Annotated in this window: 13 protein-coding genes and 1 pseudogene; 7 read left to right on the forward strand and 7 right to left on the reverse strand. The window is 45.0% G+C overall.

The genetic code is table 11. From position 1 onward, the window contains the following. Positions 1-4 precede the first annotated feature (4 nt). The gene (locus M3636_RS15475) at positions 5-784 is read left to right on the forward strand and encodes a class B sortase (protein WP_251383116.1); all 780 of its coding nucleotides are present in this window, start codon (positions 5-7) and stop codon (positions 782-784) included. Between the two features lie 303 nt (positions 785-1,087). Continuing rightward, positions 1,088-3,202: a 5'-nucleotidase C-terminal domain-containing protein gene (locus M3636_RS15480; protein WP_251383117.1), complete on the forward strand. Its 2,115-nt coding sequence runs from the start codon at positions 1,088-1,090 to the stop codon at positions 3,200-3,202. Between the two features lie 157 nt (positions 3,203-3,359). Here the strand turns inward: M3636_RS15480 and M3636_RS15485 are convergent. Together M3636_RS15485 and M3636_RS15490 are read right to left on the reverse strand one after the other, a co-directional pair. Beyond that, positions 3,360-3,470: pseudogene (locus M3636_RS15485) on the reverse strand (phage tail protein); the annotation flags it as partial. Between the two features lie 4 nt (positions 3,471-3,474). Continuing rightward, on the reverse strand, positions 3,475-3,954 hold the full coding sequence (locus M3636_RS15490) for a GyrI-like domain-containing protein (protein ID WP_145410843.1): 480 nt from the start codon (positions 3,952-3,954) through the stop codon (positions 3,475-3,477). 106 nt (positions 3,955-4,060) lie between these two features. Here M3636_RS15490 and M3636_RS15495 point away from each other — a divergent pair, with 106 nt between their 5' ends. Next, on the forward strand, positions 4,061-5,029 hold the full coding sequence (locus M3636_RS15495) for a helix-turn-helix transcriptional regulator (RefSeq protein ID WP_251383118.1): 969 nt from the start codon (positions 4,061-4,063) through the stop codon (positions 5,027-5,029). Positions 5,030-5,282: 253 nt separating this feature from the next. Then, complete coding sequence (locus tag M3636_RS15500; protein WP_128104183.1) at positions 5,283-5,615, forward strand: hypothetical protein; 333 nt, start codon at positions 5,283-5,285, stop codon at positions 5,613-5,615. Positions 5,616-5,719: 104 nt separating this feature from the next. Here M3636_RS15500 and M3636_RS15505 read toward each other — a convergent pair whose 3' ends face one another. Continuing rightward, complete coding sequence (locus M3636_RS15505; RefSeq protein ID WP_251383119.1) at positions 5,720-6,442, reverse strand: YheC/YheD family protein; 723 nt, start codon at positions 6,440-6,442, stop codon at positions 5,720-5,722. A 349-nt stretch (positions 6,443-6,791) separates the two neighbouring features. Here M3636_RS15505 and M3636_RS15510 point away from each other — a divergent pair, with 349 nt between their 5' ends. The 3 genes from M3636_RS15510 to M3636_RS15520 all read left to right on the forward strand — a co-directional run bounded on the left by M3636_RS15510 (position 6,792) and on the right by M3636_RS15520 (position 12,042). After that, positions 6,792-7,886, forward strand: a complete 1,095-nt coding sequence (locus tag M3636_RS15510) for a bifunctional glycosyltransferase family 2/GtrA family protein (protein WP_251383120.1) — start codon at positions 6,792-6,794, stop codon at positions 7,884-7,886. Beyond that, positions 7,886-10,177: a glycosyltransferase family 2 protein gene (locus tag M3636_RS15515; RefSeq protein ID WP_251383121.1), complete on the forward strand. Its 2,292-nt coding sequence runs from the start codon at positions 7,886-7,888 to the stop codon at positions 10,175-10,177. The genes M3636_RS15510 and M3636_RS15515 overlap by 1 nt, the downstream gene beginning before the upstream one ends. A gap of 197 nt (positions 10,178-10,374) precedes the next feature. Next, a complete protein-coding gene (locus tag M3636_RS15520; protein ID WP_251383122.1) occupies positions 10,375-12,042 on the forward strand; it encodes a hypothetical protein in 1,668 nt (555 codons plus the stop codon). 510 nt (positions 12,043-12,552) lie between these two features. Here the strand turns inward: M3636_RS15520 and M3636_RS15525 are convergent. The 4 genes from M3636_RS15525 to M3636_RS15540 are packed head-to-tail and all read right to left on the reverse strand — an operon-like array spanning position 12,553 to position 16,511. Then, a complete protein-coding gene (locus tag M3636_RS15525) occupies positions 12,553-13,362 on the reverse strand; it encodes an ABC transporter ATP-binding protein (RefSeq protein WP_128104178.1) in 810 nt (269 codons plus the stop codon). Next, positions 13,362-14,393 carry a FecCD family ABC transporter permease gene (locus tag M3636_RS15530; protein WP_128104177.1) on the reverse strand — a complete coding sequence of 344 codons (1,032 nt, stop codon included), beginning with the start codon at positions 14,391-14,393 and terminating at the stop codon, positions 13,362-13,364. Before M3636_RS15530 ends, M3636_RS15525 begins: the two co-directional genes overlap by 1 nt. Then, positions 14,390-15,430, reverse strand: coding sequence for a FecCD family ABC transporter permease (locus tag M3636_RS15535; protein ID WP_251383123.1), 1,041 nt, complete (start codon positions 15,428-15,430; stop codon positions 14,390-14,392). The genes M3636_RS15530 and M3636_RS15535 overlap by 4 nt, the downstream gene beginning before the upstream one ends. After that, the gene (locus M3636_RS15540) at positions 15,423-16,511 is read right to left on the reverse strand and encodes an iron-siderophore ABC transporter substrate-binding protein (RefSeq protein ID WP_251383124.1); all 1,089 of its coding nucleotides are present in this window, start codon (positions 16,509-16,511) and stop codon (positions 15,423-15,425) included. Before M3636_RS15540 ends, M3636_RS15535 begins: the two co-directional genes overlap by 8 nt. Between the last annotated feature and the right edge of the window lie 34 nt (positions 16,512-16,545).

The raw sequence follows: 16,545 nt of genomic DNA on the forward strand, positions 1-16,545 counted from the left end.
GAACATGAGCAAAACCAAAAAAATGCTTATCGCCGTTTCCCTCCTTGTGTTGATCTTCTCTCTCGTTAATATGACGAGAACGTATCTGAGAGATTATGCTGAGCAGCAGAAAATCGCAGAGTTAACCAAGGTTTGGAAGGATAATTCGGGCAAGGGTGGAGGGGACTATGTCCCCTCCCTTTTGTCTAATAAGACGGCTGAATCGGTCATGCTTCCCGAATTCCGAGAGCTGTACGAGAGAAATTCAGACATAGCTGGCTGGCTGAACATTGACGGTACTCGCATTGAGTACCCCGTTATGCAGAATCCACAGGATGCAGAGTACTACCTCGATCATGATTTTGATAAAAAAGAAACCGAAGCCGGGCTCCCTTTTTTGGATAAGCATAGTCAGATTAACGGTTCAGACATTTTACTCATTCATGGTCACCATATGAAAAGTGGCTGGATGTTTAAAGACTTAATGAAATACAAGAGTGAAAGATTCTATAGAGAGCATGCTACCTTCCAGTTCAGCACACTTTACGAGAAGGAAGAGTATGAGATTGTAGCCGTTATTGTGTCGGAAATCTACCGCAAATCGGATGACGTTTTTAAATACTATCAGCTTGAACATGTAAACACGCCAGCCGAGTTCGATTCCTATATTCAGAACATCCAACAACTCGCTCTATATGACACGGGGGTAACAGCACAGTATGGCGACAAGCTAGTTGTCCTGTCCACGTGCGAGTACTCGACTGAGAACGGACGGTTAGCGGTGGTTGCCCGCAAGATTTCATGATGATGTTATAACCTCAATTACGTTTATCTCTCTACCTTATATTGTGTTCTCTATTTGGTGAGTATAGAAGTCCCGAACTGCCTTTGTACTTACAAAGGTGGTTCTTTTTTGTTTTTTTAGACGAACCCTATCGTTCCTATGTATTCGATTACATTAAATGTGAGGTAACGATCCTCAATGAATTCAGTTTTCTATCAATCTCGCAAAAATTTTACATTAATTTAATAAATTTAGTACTTATAATGAATTGAACTATGGTAGAATATCTCAGGATCAGAATTTGGAGAGGGGTTATGTTAATTCATGTCTTGGAAAAAATACGTGGCTAAAAGCACCATTCGTGTGGCTGCTACTGCACTATTGCTCGGCCAACTATTCGGCGCTGTTGGTGTCTCTGCTGCAGACACAGATGTAGAAGTTCACTTGATTGGAATCAATGATTTCCACGGTCAGCTAGATACTACCTCTATTGTTAGTGATAAAAAGGCAGGAAGCGCTCCAATTCTAGCAACTTATCTGAAAGAAGCTCAAGCCAAATACGAGCACTCTCTACTCTTCCATAACGGAGACTCAGTCGGTGCATCTGCTCCAGTTTCATCTCTAGATCGGGATGAGCCTACCATGGAATGGATGAATATGATGGGCTTTGATGTAGGTTCTTTAGGTAACCATGAATTCGACCAAGGTATTGCTGCACTGAAAGCACAAATCTTTGGTGGACTTGATCCCAAAGAAGGCAAAGTAACACATGCTGGTGCTAAATTCGATTATGTGAACGCAAACGTAATTGAAACGGCTACAGGCAAACCATTGATTAAACCTTATGTTATTAAAGAAGTGGGCGGCGTCAAAATCGGATTTATCGGATTAGTAACGAAATCTACACCTGCTAAAGTATCTCCATCCGGTACAGCAGGCGTAACGTTCTTAAGCGCTGAAGAAGAAGTTGAAGCCGTTAATAAATATGCAAAAGAATTGCAAGACCAAGGCGTAGAAACAATTATCGTTCTGGCACATGACCCAGCATCAACGAAAGAAGGCGTAACGACTGGAGAAGCGGCTGATTTGGCTAAAGCTTTGCCAGCAAATACCCCTGTTGATGTCATCGTTGCAGGTGACAATCATGCTCTGGCTAACGGTGAAGTAAATGGCATTTTGATTGTTCAAGCGTATTCCTATGGTACGGCATTTGAAGATATCAAGCTGATGATCGACCCTAAGACGGGGGATGTAACGGAGAAATCAGCTACAGTTACAACGACATTCCAAGAGGGTGTAAAAGAAGACCCTGAGACTTTGGCGATCATTAAGAAGTCATTGGACAAGCATCCTGAGCTGACTAAGCCGGTAGGTACAACAGATGGTTCTGTTACACGTACGGATGCTTATAATAATGAAGCTCCTCTGGGTAACTTGATTGCTGATGCAATGCGTCAAGCTGACTTCGGTGATGATGCAGAAGCTGCTGACTTTGCATTTATGAACCCAGGTGGTATTCGTGCAGATCTACCACAAGGTGATGTGACTTTTGCTGATCTTGCGAAAATCCAACCTTTTGGTAATACGCTCGTGAAACTGGAGTTGACTGGTGCACAGATCAAAACCTTGTTAGAGCAACAATGGGGTACAAATGCGGACGGTACACCAAATACGAAAACTCTTCAAATCGCTGGTTTGAAGTATACTGCAGATTTCAATAAACCAGTTGCAGAACGTGTTACAGGTCTGAGTCTGGAAGATGGAACACCTATTGATCCTGCAAAAACGTATACGGCTGTAGTGAATAACTTCATGGCCGCAGGTGGAGATAACTATAAAGTGCTATTGGATGCAAAATCATCCTTGGCAGGCCCTATCGATCTGGATGTATTCTACCAATACATCGTAGATACATTTAAAGGCGAGAGCATTGTCGCTAAAAATGAGGGTCGTATTACGAACGTGGCAGCTGCAGAGCAACCAGAAGCGCCAGTTTCCAATGAATCTATTACGCGTGCTGAGTTTGTAACTGCGCTCGTAGAGATGTTGAAGCTGAACGAAGTAACTACAGCGCCAGCATTCAAGGATGTTGCTGCTAACGCTGCATATGCTGACGCAATCGCTGAAGCTACACATGCTGGTTTCATTCAAGGCTACGGCGGTAACTTCAACCCGGATCGCGATATTACCCGTGAAGAAGCCGCTACAATCCTCGCTAAACTGCTGAAGGATCAAGCTACGGATAAAAATGCAGCTACGATCATTGCAGGTTTCGAAGATGGTGCAACCGTGTCTAAATATGCCGTGGATTCGATGGCAAAACTGATCGACAAAGGTATCTTTGGTGCAGATAGCAAGCAGCTTCAACCGAAACAAGGTCTTACTACGAACGATGCTAAGGCTTTAATTGAAAAAGCAGTTGCAGCCAAAGCTTCATAATCTAGAACTTATTCTTATCTTATCGTAAGATAGCAAAACACATCCTTAGGGGTATATAGGCGCTCTTCTCTGGATAAACCTCCATTCGAACTCCAATTCATGAATGGGTTTATCCAGGAGTGCTCTATTTCCCGATGTAGGATGTGTTTTTTTATGCTTAGTACTCCCCTTTAATCACAAAGAATGAGCCACGAATCGTACCAGCAAGCTTAGACTTTTGCCTTGCGAACTTAAATTTCTCTACCAGTTCGGCGGGTACATCCATTCCCTAATTATTTCTTAACGACAGGAATCCATATTTCACCGAAAACGGAGCCATTGCGCTTGCCCATCTCGACTGTTGCATTTGGTCCACCAACATAAGCAAAGTCTTTCGCTTCTGGCAGGATCTGACCAAAAGCGATACCCGTAAGCATGTTACTCAGAGCATCTGCTGTCTCCGCTTCTCCTTGGATAACTAGGTATTCTCCCTTAGGGAACTGAATGACACGGGTAGCATCAGGTAGTGTTTTATCCGTTAATACACCAGCGTAATGCATCATTTTGTGGTTTACAGCTTCGTTCACAGCAAAAATGTAATCATTCTTAGCTACCGCCTTGAGTGCATCCAGCCTGCCATCTTCTTGAACAGCATGCCAGAAGTCCAGCTTTTCCTTGTTAATGCCAGCATAATCGGTGTAATGGCTCTTCAGATCCGTTCCCATGCCTAATACGGTAAAGCTTTCTTTTTCTTCAAGAGTGTAGTTATTCATTATTTATCCGCTCCTTTTTATTTTTTTGAAAGGGTGTTTCTTTTGCTTGATGAGTTTATAATAGCTTTTAATCATGTCAAAAAGTGATACTGTTTAGGAGGCCGTCGTGAAAAAAGTTGAACGGATTAACCTCATCATGCGGTATATCAATAATCGCGCTTCCTTTACCATTTCCGAAATCATGCGGGAATTCAGTATTTCCCGTTCAACCGCTATTCGGGATATCAGGGAAATCGAAGCCATGGGAATGCCACTCGTCGCTGAAGTGGGTAGAGATGGTGGCTATTTTGTCATGAGCAATGCTGTTCTGCCGCCTGTTCGTTTTACGGATACCGAGATTAAGGCTCTGTTTATTGCTTTTATGGCGACACGTAACCAGCAGCTTCCATATCTGAAGAGTCGACAGTCTTTGGCGGAGAAATTGTTAGGGCTTATCTCACAAAGCCATCAAGATGACCTCGTTCTGCTCAATCAACTCTTGCTGTTTGAAGGCACCAATCCCAATAATCCGGATTTGCTTGAACTGTCAGACCTGCCCCACCCTATATTAGAGAAGCTGATTCAGCTTCTTCTGTTGGACCGCTACTTATGGATCACGATTAGAGAAGGGCATGACATAAATTCTTATCCGATCTATCTCTTGCACCTTTATCGCGAGAAGAGCATCTGGTTGATTGAAGGTTACGAATTAAAGGAAGAGAAGAGACGCCTTTTTCCCGTCGACTACCTTACAGATGTAGAACCATACTCCGTAAATAAAAGGTTGAGCCATAAGAAAATCCAAGAAAAACTGATGAAGGAAGAAGAAGCGTTCAATATGATTCTTGAGCTTGGGCCAAAGGCGATTGAACAGTTTAAAAAATACCATCCTCTAAAGGTCTCTATCTCTTATATTGATCCTTTTCAATCGAGAGCGATTCTAAAAACACACGTCAATGGTGAACATGCAGAAGAGCTGTCCGACATGCTCAACTGGCTGTTGTTCTTGGGTGAAGATATCAAGATCAGATTGTTGCCAGAGGAAATGGCAGGTGCCTTACATATAAGAATCAAGTCATTTGACCATCTGGTATAATATTCTCGAAAAAATGCGAAATGATGCAGCCTATAAATAGGCATAACATATTGGAAATACATATTTTCGTGCCCACCCTTTTACCTAAGGGTGGCTTTTTGTTTTTTGTTCGAGATGCATCTGCGCCCGTGTAGAGCCACTATGCTACTTGCTACCGGACAGACGCACTTTATGCGCCTTGTCCACACTTATCCCTCACAAAAACAAATCTACTGCATTTAATAAAACTATCAATAATAAGGAGGTTTTGGTAATGGGAAATAGAAGACTTGGCAGCGGGTATGACCCCGTGCAAATCTTTAACTCTACTTCGTTTAATGCAGTTGGAAGAGTGGAGTATTCATCGCTCTTTTGTAGTGACGACCTTTATAGTGTTCAGCGTGACGAAACTTGGAGGGCTTCTGGTCGTGGCGTTTGTTTACTCACGAGAATTACCGCAACGGTTAGAACACCAAGCGGCAATATTGAAGCGGAACCGTACACTTCTACAGGTACTTCGTTCAGTCAGTTTGCCATTATTCAAGTAGGCCCAAATAGCTTCCGAGTGACACGTGTAGTAAGTACAGCTATACGCCGCCGCAAATAACTGCAGCACTTATAATTATAGATAGAAATGAATAGACAAGAAGAGTTTACGAACGTGAAGAGACGACACGCCAAGGGTTGAAGACGTGTCGTCCTTTGTTTGTTCTAGTGTTCTTTATACCACAATATTCTGCGGTGCATGGATGAATCTCGTAAGCGCCGGAAAGGACGCAAGTCTGGTTTATAATTACCCTCAATAATCCATATACGCCGATTCCGATCAATGCCGATATCGAACCCAACTTGCCTGAGATCAGGGTAATGCTTTCCTAGTTGCTGGGCAGCGATTCGGGCAATCTGTTCCATTCTTTTTATTAAGCCGGAATTATCGATTCGGGCTAGTTGTAATGCCTTGAGCACTGGGATGGTGCGACTTGCCACATTGGTAACGAGATATCCTTTTGATGCAACTTTGGCGTAGGAACCTGTTACGTGCCAAGAAGAAGATGTTCCTTTTTGGCGCTGAACCATGATGCGAATATCGAACGGTTTATGTTGTATCTGAGCCAGCCGCAGGCGCTTTTGGACGATATACCCATCCGCTTTGTCTGTGCTCTCGATCCACTGGAGCAATTGTTCCATGTCTTTTATATGAACGGTATTATTCTCATTTTGAATACGATAGCCGTTAGAACGATTCCGCTGGATAAACACAATATCTCTTCCATAGCTCCCATTGCGGGGTTTCAGTACAACGCTTGGATATTCCAGCAGCATGTTCTTTAATGTATTCTGCGTAAGCAATTGTGTTGCTGGCAGGCGTTTAGTGAGCAAGGCTTCGCTGCCGAGGATGCCATACTGTATCCATTTGTCTCGTTGGATCAACATTGGAATCACAGCCTTTGTATAATCTTTTACGTTTTATGATTATTTTAATTCAAATCAGTGGCTCGCATAAGTGACCATTCGTCTAGATTTGAAAGCCTCTCTGTAATTCGGAGAGGCTTTTGCCGATGAATAGAATAGGGGAAATTCACCCCAATAATAGTTAAGATGATGGGCAGTTTACACTCTTCTAATAGTCGTATAAACGAGTCATTTTTATATGTAATTTCAGCCAAAATTTTTACCAAAAAGGTTACAGTTTACTCGTTTACTGCCAACCTTTTCGGTGTTATACTCTCAATATTCCAAGAAAGAATTTTGTGAAAATATGTCGAATTGGAGCTTATGTAGGATGATGAAAGGTGCACAGCATGGCGAAACGATCATCCTTATTCCATCGCTTGAGCCAGATGAGAGACTTCCGCTCTATGTGAAGCAATTGCGAGAATATGGCTTGACTAATATTGTTATCGTGGATGATGGTTCTGGAGAAGCATACCAGTCCATTTTTGAGGAACTCCATCATAACGGTTGTGTCCTACTTCGCCATTCGAAGAATCAAGGTAAAGGTGACGCACTCAAGACTGGTTTTCAATACATTAGCCAAAACTATGATTCCTCTGCCTTTGTAGTCACGGCTGATTCAGATGGACAGCATGCTGCAGAAGATGTATACCGTCTGGCGGTGGAAGCTAGACGTCACCCTGATGCGTTGGTTCTTGGCGTACGGGACTTCAGCGAGGGAGGAATCCCACCGAAGTCGTTGCTGGGCAACCGGATGACCTCGTTCATTTTTGCAATGTTATATGGTAAAAAGCTGTCAGATACCCAGACCGGGCTCCGCGCCTTCGGCCCCGGGTTACTTGCATTTATGCAAGAGGTTCGCGGCTCTCGCTTCGAATATGAGCTGCAGATGCTCATTTCCTGCATCCAGTCGGGCATACCGATCCATACGATGCCGATCCAAGTCATCTACGAGAATGGGAATGCAGGTACACATTTCAAAGCTGTTCAGGATAGCGCCCGGGTAATGGGTGTGCTTTTTTCTAACTTTTTTCGGTTTATATCATCGTCAGTAGCCAGTTCCGTCGTCGATTTGGGCATTGCCTGGTTTCTGATTGACCTCTTACGGCCTATATTAGGGGAGCAGCACTATTTAAGAATTCTACTAGCTACAGTCATTGCGAGAATTATATCGATTGCGATTAATTATGTATTGAATAGACATTTTGTATTTCGCAAAGAGGACAGCCAAGGCAGTCTATGGCGGTATTTATCGCTGTGCGGATTAGTCATTTTGCTTTCTAGTACAGGTGTATATGTATTCCATACTATTTTCTACATAGATGAGAAGATAGCGAAATTCGTCTGTGATGCCTTGTTGTTCCTGCTTAGCTTTCAGTTGCAGCGTAGATGGGTATTTGCAGCAAGGAGGAAGCAGTTGTAGTGCAAAACGAGAAACGGCAAAACATCTTTTTTGTCATCACCATGATCTTAATGACGATCTACTTGCTATGGCGTATCTTTTTTACACTGCCATGGGGCGAGGGTATCCTCAATGTCATTTTCGGCATGCTGCTCATTGTAGCGGAAACGGTAACGGTTCTTACGACCTTTGAATTGTTCTTTCAAAAAATGCAGAAGAAACGTACACAGCTCGATTTTCCCGATGTCCCGCCGGATTACTATCCACATGTAGACGTATTTATTGCAACCCATAATGAGCCGGTCGATCTGTTGTATAAAACTGTAAATGCCTGTACATTCATGGATTACCCGGATAAGCAGAAGGTTCATATCTACTTATGTGATGATGGGGCGAGACCTGAGGTCGAGGAGCTTGCCAATCAATTTGGTGTTGGATACTTAGGCTTTCCTGGCAATAAGGATGCTAAGTCCGGTAACTTGAACAATGCATTAAGCAAAACCACGTCTCCGCTCATTGCTACCTTTGATGCGGATATGATTCCACAGCATACCTTTCTGATGAAAACCGTTCCCTATTTCCTACTCTCTACATTCATCAAAGAGGGCGGAGTGTGGCGACTTCGCCGAGAGGATGAAATGGATAAGAAGTTCAAGCTTGGACTGGTGCAGACACCGCAAAGCTTCTATAATCCAGATCTATTTCAATTTAACCTGTACGCGGAGCAAGGGATTCCGAATGAACAGGACTTTTTCTCACGAGAAGTCAACATTCTGCGTAATGCTTCCAATGCCGTAGCGTATACCGGAAGTAACACCATTATTTCAAGGCAAGGCATGGTAGACATCGGTGGTTTCCCGCTGAATACGATCACGGAGGATTTTGAGACAAGCATCCGTTTGCAGCAAGAAGGCTACATCACTTATGCGACTCAAGAAGTTCAAGCTGCCGGGCAGACAACTACCACGGTTCCGAGCATGATTAAGCAACGGATTCGTTGGGCGAGGGGCATTATTCAGAGCTTACAGAACACCCGTGCTCCCTTTTCCGAGAAGCTTCCGTTCTGGACGAGAGTGACCTATGTGAGCAGTTTCTTATACTGGTGGTCGTTCTTTAACCGATTAATTTTCATCTTGTCACCGATTTTGTTTGCGTTATTTGATTTCCAGATCGTTAATACAACCTTCTGGCAGATTCTAATATTCTGGCTTCCGTCGTATTTCTTCTATAGTCTGTCTATGCGTTACCTGTCCAGTAACATACGGAATCAACGCTGGAGTCAGGTCATCGATACGATATTTATGCCATATCTCATATGGCCAGTACTCCTTGAGACGTTAGGGATTCGGGAGAAGAAGTTCAAGGTTACGAACAAAAGCAGGTCTAGTGGGCGAAAGTGGATGTCAGCTCTGTTATATGCGCTTCCACATATTTTCCTGCTCCTGCTATCCATTGCTGCTATCATTCGTTATGCCAGCGGAAAGTATGGTATTGCCCTATTTTTCAGTAGCATCATTATCTTCTGGTTGGTTCACAACATGATTGCACTATGCTATGCCCTGTTCTTCATGATTGGTCGACGTGCGTATCGGGAGACAGAGCGCATTCGGGCACAGGAGAATGTGACCATCCGTTACAAAGCGAGAAATTTGCAGTATGAGGCGAAGACCGTCGATGTATCCGAGCAAGGTATTGCCTTCTATGTACCCTATCCGATCTATTTGCCTGAAAAAGAGACCATCTCTCTCGTTGTAAAAAGCGAGCGGTACGAGGCGAATCTTGATGCGGTCATCGTATATGTGAAACAGGATGGAGCCGGCTGGCGCTATTCGGCAACGGTACAACCAATTGAAGAGACAGATAACCGCCAGTACATGCAGATTATTTATGATCGCAAACACTCGCTGCCAGAACAGATGAACCTCTGGGATACGGCGTATGACGATATGCTACGTAATGTGAAGAAGCGGGTTGTTCAGCAGCGATCCGATCAGCGGAAAATGCCGCGACTTTCAATGGAGCTACCGGTCACGTTTACGAATAACTCAGGCTGCATCCTGCGTAGCTTCAACTATCGTTTCTTCTCGGCGACGGGGTTACACGGCAACATCTCCGCTGGGTCCATCGTTACGTTTATGACCAAAAGCAATATTGAAGTGATGCTGAAACATACGGGCAATACAACAGCTAATCATCGTGAAGTGCTTCTCTCCGTGGAGAATATCGATGATATCGTGGAGCGCGGCCTTATTAATCAATTGTTGAATGATTTGACTCCCCCACAATCCGAGAGTTTCATCCGAGAGGGTTAGGAGAGATAGAGATGCTCAGTTTGCTTCAATTTGTAATGGGAGTTTTGTTGATAATCTCCTTTGTAGGTTACATGCAGTTTGTTCGGAAGGTACTCTCATTACGCTGGGAGTTCATCCCTATATTTGTGTTCTCCGCAATAGCCTGTATCGTATTTTTTATTGGCCTAATAGGTCAACTCTTTATAGGAAGCATCGTGGTGCTAATTATAGGTTTACTGCTGTTTCGAGATACGTTGGCTCAAGCTGTACGACTAGGGGCAAAGCCACAATTCATGTTCTCGCTATTCCAGCTTAGCTTTCTAGGCGGAACGTTTATCTTTTTGCTGATTCTGTTCCAAAATGAACTGACACACTACGATAACTTCTCGCACTGGGCAATTGTGTTGAAGCAGATGCTCAGTACCAATGCGTTCCCGACGCCGGATTCTGATCTGATTGACTTCAAAAACTATCCGCTCGGAACATCGTCGTTTATCTATTACGTCTGCCGGTTCATGGGACATGCCCAGTCCACGATGTTGCTGGCACAGGCGCTGCTGATCTTTTCCTGTTTCTATGCGATGTTTGGTGTCGTGTCAGAGAAGAAAAGATTCCTGCTGTATGCCTTTCTGGGGTTCGGCTTATCGACATTGTCCTTCTTCAACCTGACGATCCGCATCACCAATCTACTGGTGGATTTCTTGCTTCCGATTTATGCACTTGCCATTCTGGCAGCGATCTATCAGTATCGTCATGATCTTAAGCGGGCTTGCATTATTGTTCTTCCGCTGGCGGGTGTGCTGACGGTGATCAAGAGTACAGGTGTCATTTTTGCAGCGATTGGTCTGATCTTCCTGTTGTACACTTGGCTGAGAAATAAGCAACGCTCGAACTGGAAAATTGGTCTGGCAGTGTTCGGTACGATTGGTGGTGCATTGTTGCCGTATTTCGGCTGGAGCTGGCGTATGGCAACAGTGTTCCAAGGGGTAGATAACAAGTTCGAGGGCGCAGGTTCGGCGCTCAAAGCTGGCAAAACGGCAGAGCAGAAGTGGGAGATTCTGACGCTCTTCCTGAAATCAAGTATAGATATTACGACTAGACCCGTGATCGGTATTGTACTCTTCCAGCTAGTGGCCATTGCAGCATCCATTGTGGCGTACACGGTACTCAAGAAGAAGTGGAACCTGTGGAAAGTGCTGATCGCACTGAATGTTGTGTTGCTGCTGTACTATGCAGGGATACTGGCGCTCTATCTCTTCTCCATGCCAGTGGATGAAGCGGTGAGACTGGCTGGATTTGAACGTTATGCATCCAGTATTGTAGTTCTCTTTGCTGGCGGGTTAGTGCTGTGTGCTGCCGTTGATATCGAGCGTTCGTTTCATTATCGAATCGGTGAAGTACCGGACTTCAAGTCTTTCAAATCAGTTCAGTCGAAGGGACATTATCAAAAGGGAATCATCGCATGTATGGCACTTGCAGGCACCATTCTGTTGTCGGAATACAATGGTATGGCCTCCATTGCGAATAGCTATGATACGACACTTCCCTATAAAATTCATGCAGTGACGGGTGATCGGTGGTACGCAGGTGGTCAAGAAGATACACAACGGTATCTCTTCTACGGCTCTGACCGGGACCAACAGGTTACGAATTATTACATGCAGTATGTCGGCAAATACTTCCTATATGCACCGCATGTGGACGGCATCGTGTTGTTCTATGAGGATAACATGGACAACTTGCTGAGTAACTATGATTATCTCGTGGTTGTCGAGACCGATCTCAACGCCAAATACCTGCTGAAAAAGCATTACGGAATCGACATGCAGGAGGGTATCTATAAAATTACCCGTTCCGGAGAACAAATCGTTCTTACGTTAACGTAGATCATGTTCTAATATAAGACCTGGGTTCCATTTATGGTTAAATAGTGTAAAATGGATAGAGAAGAGGGAAATACAGCGTTAAGCTGGTATGGCCCTCTTTTTTTATAAGAAGTCGTACTCTACGTAAACATTGAGAGAGTATAGCCGAGTCGTATAGGTGAATATTACGTACCTTAAAGGAATGGGAGGATATGGGGAATGAAACCTTTTAAACTACTTTTAGCTATCATGTATATCCTAACAAGTGTGATTATAATATGGGTTGCGAATATTGAAGGATCAGTGAAATATATGGCGGTATTAATCCCGATATTTCTGTATGCATCTGTCATGAAGATCTATCAGCATAAACAACAAAGTTAATAGACGAGATGTAGCTAGATTATCTCTATATCTGAAAAGAGCAAGAACCCCTGTCTTAATAAGACAGGGGTTTGTTTCACGAAATTTTATGGACTCATCTTCGGAGCCATTTGAGTTCTTCATTCTCATTTTTAGTATGAAACCAGCCTAATGCGCACCATGAACGTGATATCGTCCCTTTGGTACAACGAGAGGAGAACCCGAGATCGGGTCTTCAATAACCGTACAATCTAGTCCAAAAATGTCTTTGACCTGTCCACTTGTAATAACCTCTGTAGGCGTGCCCTCAGCGACAAGCTTTCCGGTGTGGAGTGCAAAGATATAGTCCGCATAACGTGCAGACAAGTTGATGTCATGAAGCACCATAACAATCGTTGTCCCATGTGTACGATTAAGTTCGGTAAGCAGGTCAAGAATCTCCACCTGATAGGTGATATCCAGGAACGTCGTTGGTTCATCCAGAAACAGAATGTCGGTCTGTTGCGCTAACGCCATGGCGATCCAGACACGCTGACGTTGTCCACCGGAGAGCTCGTCGATGTTATGATTGGCGAACTCGGTAATGTTCATAATGGTCATTGCTTCGGCAACTGCCTCGTAATCCTTCTTCGTCCAACCACTAAACAAGGATTGGTGTGGGAATCTGCCCCGACCAACGAGATCCGCAACGGAGATACCTTCTGGAACAATGGGGGACTGCGGGAGAAGTCCGACTACGCGAGCCAATTGCTTGGGTGGAATCTTACCGATGGCTTTGCCGTCCAGCGTAATGCTGCCAGATGTCGGCTTAATGAGCCGAGCCATGGTTTTGAGAAGTGTGGATTTGCCACAACCATTGGAACCGATAATCACGCTTATTTTATTGCTCGGAATAACCAGATCGACGCCATGAATGATCGTTTTATTGTCATATCCAGCAACAAGCTGTTTGGCTTCAAACACATGTGTCGGTTTCATTATAATTCCCCCTTTCGATTCATTCGGATTAATAGGAAGATTAGATATGGTGCTCCGAGTAATCCGGTAATGACGCCTACGGGGAATCTGTATTCAAAAGCAAACTGCCCGATCAGATCTGCGCCTAGAACGAGATTAATACCAACCAGACCTGCCGGGATGCTGTTCAACGCCCCCGCACCGACGAGTCTCTTCGCGATTGGTCCCGCAAGGAAGGAGACAAAGGCAATCGGGCCTGTAGTTGCTGTAGCAATAGCAACCATGCAAACAGAACTCACAATTAGAGCAATTCTAGTTCTGTCCGTGTCCACGCCGAGTGAGAATGCCGACTGTTCACCAAGCTCCAATATGCTTAAGTGTTTACCTAATAGAATGATAATAGGCGAACAGATAAGTACCGTAATCAGTAGAGGCGGCAGAGCACTCATCTGAGAACCGTTGAGGCTGCCTGTAAGCCAGCGAATCGCGGCAGGAATATCTTTTTCGGAGCTGACTAGTAGTAGATAAGATATGACTGCATCAAGCATCGCCTGAATTCCAATGCCGATTAGAATTAATCGTCCAATGGAGAACACTTTTCCTCTAGAGAGTACATAGATGAATAGCACAGTAGCCAGACCTGCAATTACGGAGGCTAAGGAAACGACTGCCCCACTCGCTTGAAGCACAACGATGCAAAAAACCGCTGCTGCACTTGAACCAGACGTTATACCGATCACATTAGGGTTCGCTAGCGGATTGCGTAACATGGTCTGAAAGGTGTGCCCTGCAATACCGAATGCAAACCCGGCAAGGAGACCTGTCAGCATTCTTGGTAAACGGATCGTGTTTACGGCAAACGTAACACCTTTGATTTTCTCCCCTGAGAGGGAGGCAATCACATCTTTTACCGGATAGATGGTATTCCCCAGTAAAAGCATAGCGCAGCATAACACACAGGCTAGTGCTGCCAGCAGACTAGTGACGAGTATCCAGCGGCGACGTCGGTGACGTCTGCCTGCCATAATAAATTCAATGGATTGATCTCTCATAGGGATCGCACTTTCGATCGCATCGCTAGGATGATTAGTATTGGAGCGCCAATAAACGCTGTAATGACACCGACTTCAAGCTCTCCAGGGTTGCTGATGAGCCTGCCGCCAACGTCGGATATCGTCAAAATGATGGCTCCGGCAACGGCGGACATCGGTATGACAAATCGCAAGTCTGGCCCCAGAATCAGGCGAATGACATGCGTAGATAACAAGCCGATGAAGCCAATGGGACCTGCAAGAGCTGTCGCTGCTCCGCACAATAGAACCCCTGCAAGTGCGGCAATGAAGCGCAACGTTCCGGTTCGAACACCGAGCCCTGTTGCGACATCGTCGCCTAGCGCCAGTGCATTGAGTGCAGGAGCCGTAAGCAATGCAATGATCACACCTACAATGAGGAACGGAATGAACGTACTGATTCCACTCCAGGTAGCGGAGCCCACGCTTCCGACTTGCCAGAATCGGAATTGATCCATGACATACGATCGTGGAATCATAATGGCGGTGACGAGGGAGGAAAGTGCGGCACTGATGGCCGCTCCGGCTAAAACAAGCTTAATGGGCGTGGCTCCGCCACGCCCCATTGAGCCAATCCCGAATACGAACACAGCAGTGATTGCAGCCCCGGCAAGTGCTAGCCAGATATACTGATTAGCACTGCTGATGTTCAGGAACGCGATCCCACAAACCACAAACAAGGAAGCCCCTGTATTGACGCCTAATATGCTCGGGTCAGCAAGGGGGTTCCGAGTGACGGATTGCATCAGTGCTCCTGAAATGCCAAGAGCGGCTCCGCATAACAAACTGAAGACTGTTCGCGAAATCCGCTTGCGCACAATATTGGCTCCATAGGAGTCTACTTCCGGGTGAAATAATCCGTCGATTAACTCATGAAACCTCACTGGTCGAGAGCCGAAGACCAGTGAGGCAATTAGAGTTGCACCGAGCAGTATTACGCAAATGCTCAACACCAGAATGAAATTCCTGGGCATATGTGCTCGTATTTGGTTATCATTCGATACGGATGTATTATTCATTGACCTTATCGACAGCTGCGCCAATGAGTTTCAGATAATCATCAATGGTATAGGAGATGGACAGTGGGTTAGGTGTACCTGCAGCAACCAGAGGTGTATCTGCTTCAATAAATGCAACAGAGCCTCTTTGAACAGCAGGGATTTTGCCTAGAAGTGGATCAGCTTGGATAGCTTTCAACAACTCAGCATTTCCGTAACCAACGAGGATATCCGCATCATTCAGAGCTTCTGCATTCTCTGCACTTAGGCTCAGAGAGTAGCTGTTAGGATCTGTGATTTGGCTAGTGATGCTATCTGGAATAACCAGTCCCAGTTCCTTCAGGAAGGCAACACGGGAATCTACAGGTGTATAGATGTGTAGTTTGGACATGTCTTCAGCGGAGAAGTTAACCCATACCACTTTTTTGTCTTTGATCTGAGGGTATGCGCTGAGTTTCTCATTAATCATGTCTTCTGTATCTTTAATCAGTTGTTCGCCTTCTGCTTTCATACCCATACCTTCAGCGTTCAGGCTAACCTGTTCACGCCATGTTGTTGCCCATGGAGCTGTTGGATAAGCGACTACCGGAGCGATTTCACTTAGGAGATCATAGTCTTCTTGTGTAATGCCGGAATATGCAGCAAGGATAACATCGGGGTTGGAGTCAGAAATAGCTTCAAAGTCCAGTCCGTCTGTATCCATGAATACGTTTGGATCAGTTACGCCAAGCTCTTCGAGCTTCTTAGCCGTCCAAGGCAGAAGTCCGCTGTCATCTTGTACACCGAAGTTTGCGGCAGAGAAGCCCACAGGAACTTGTCCAAGTGCAAGAACAACGTCATGGTTCGCCCATTGTACAGTAGCTACACGCTCAGGCTTTTTCTCTAGAACTGTTTCGCCGAGCGCATGTTTAATCGTAATTGGATAGCCTGCATTTTCATCTTCAGCTGCAGGTGTTGCTGTCTCTGTCTGAGTTGCGGTCGTGTCACTTGCAGCAGGAGCAGCTGCAGGTTCTTCTGTCTTATTCCCACACGCTGCTAATACCATGATCAGCATGAATGAGATAAGGAGTGTTCCGATTGATAGCTTTTTCTTCGTGTTCATGTGTTTCCCCTTCCTGAACCCTTGAATGTATTGG

This window comes from Paenibacillus sp. MER 99-2 (assembly GCF_023714095.1).
Classification (GTDB): domain Bacteria; phylum Bacillota; class Bacilli; order Paenibacillales; family Paenibacillaceae; genus Paenibacillus.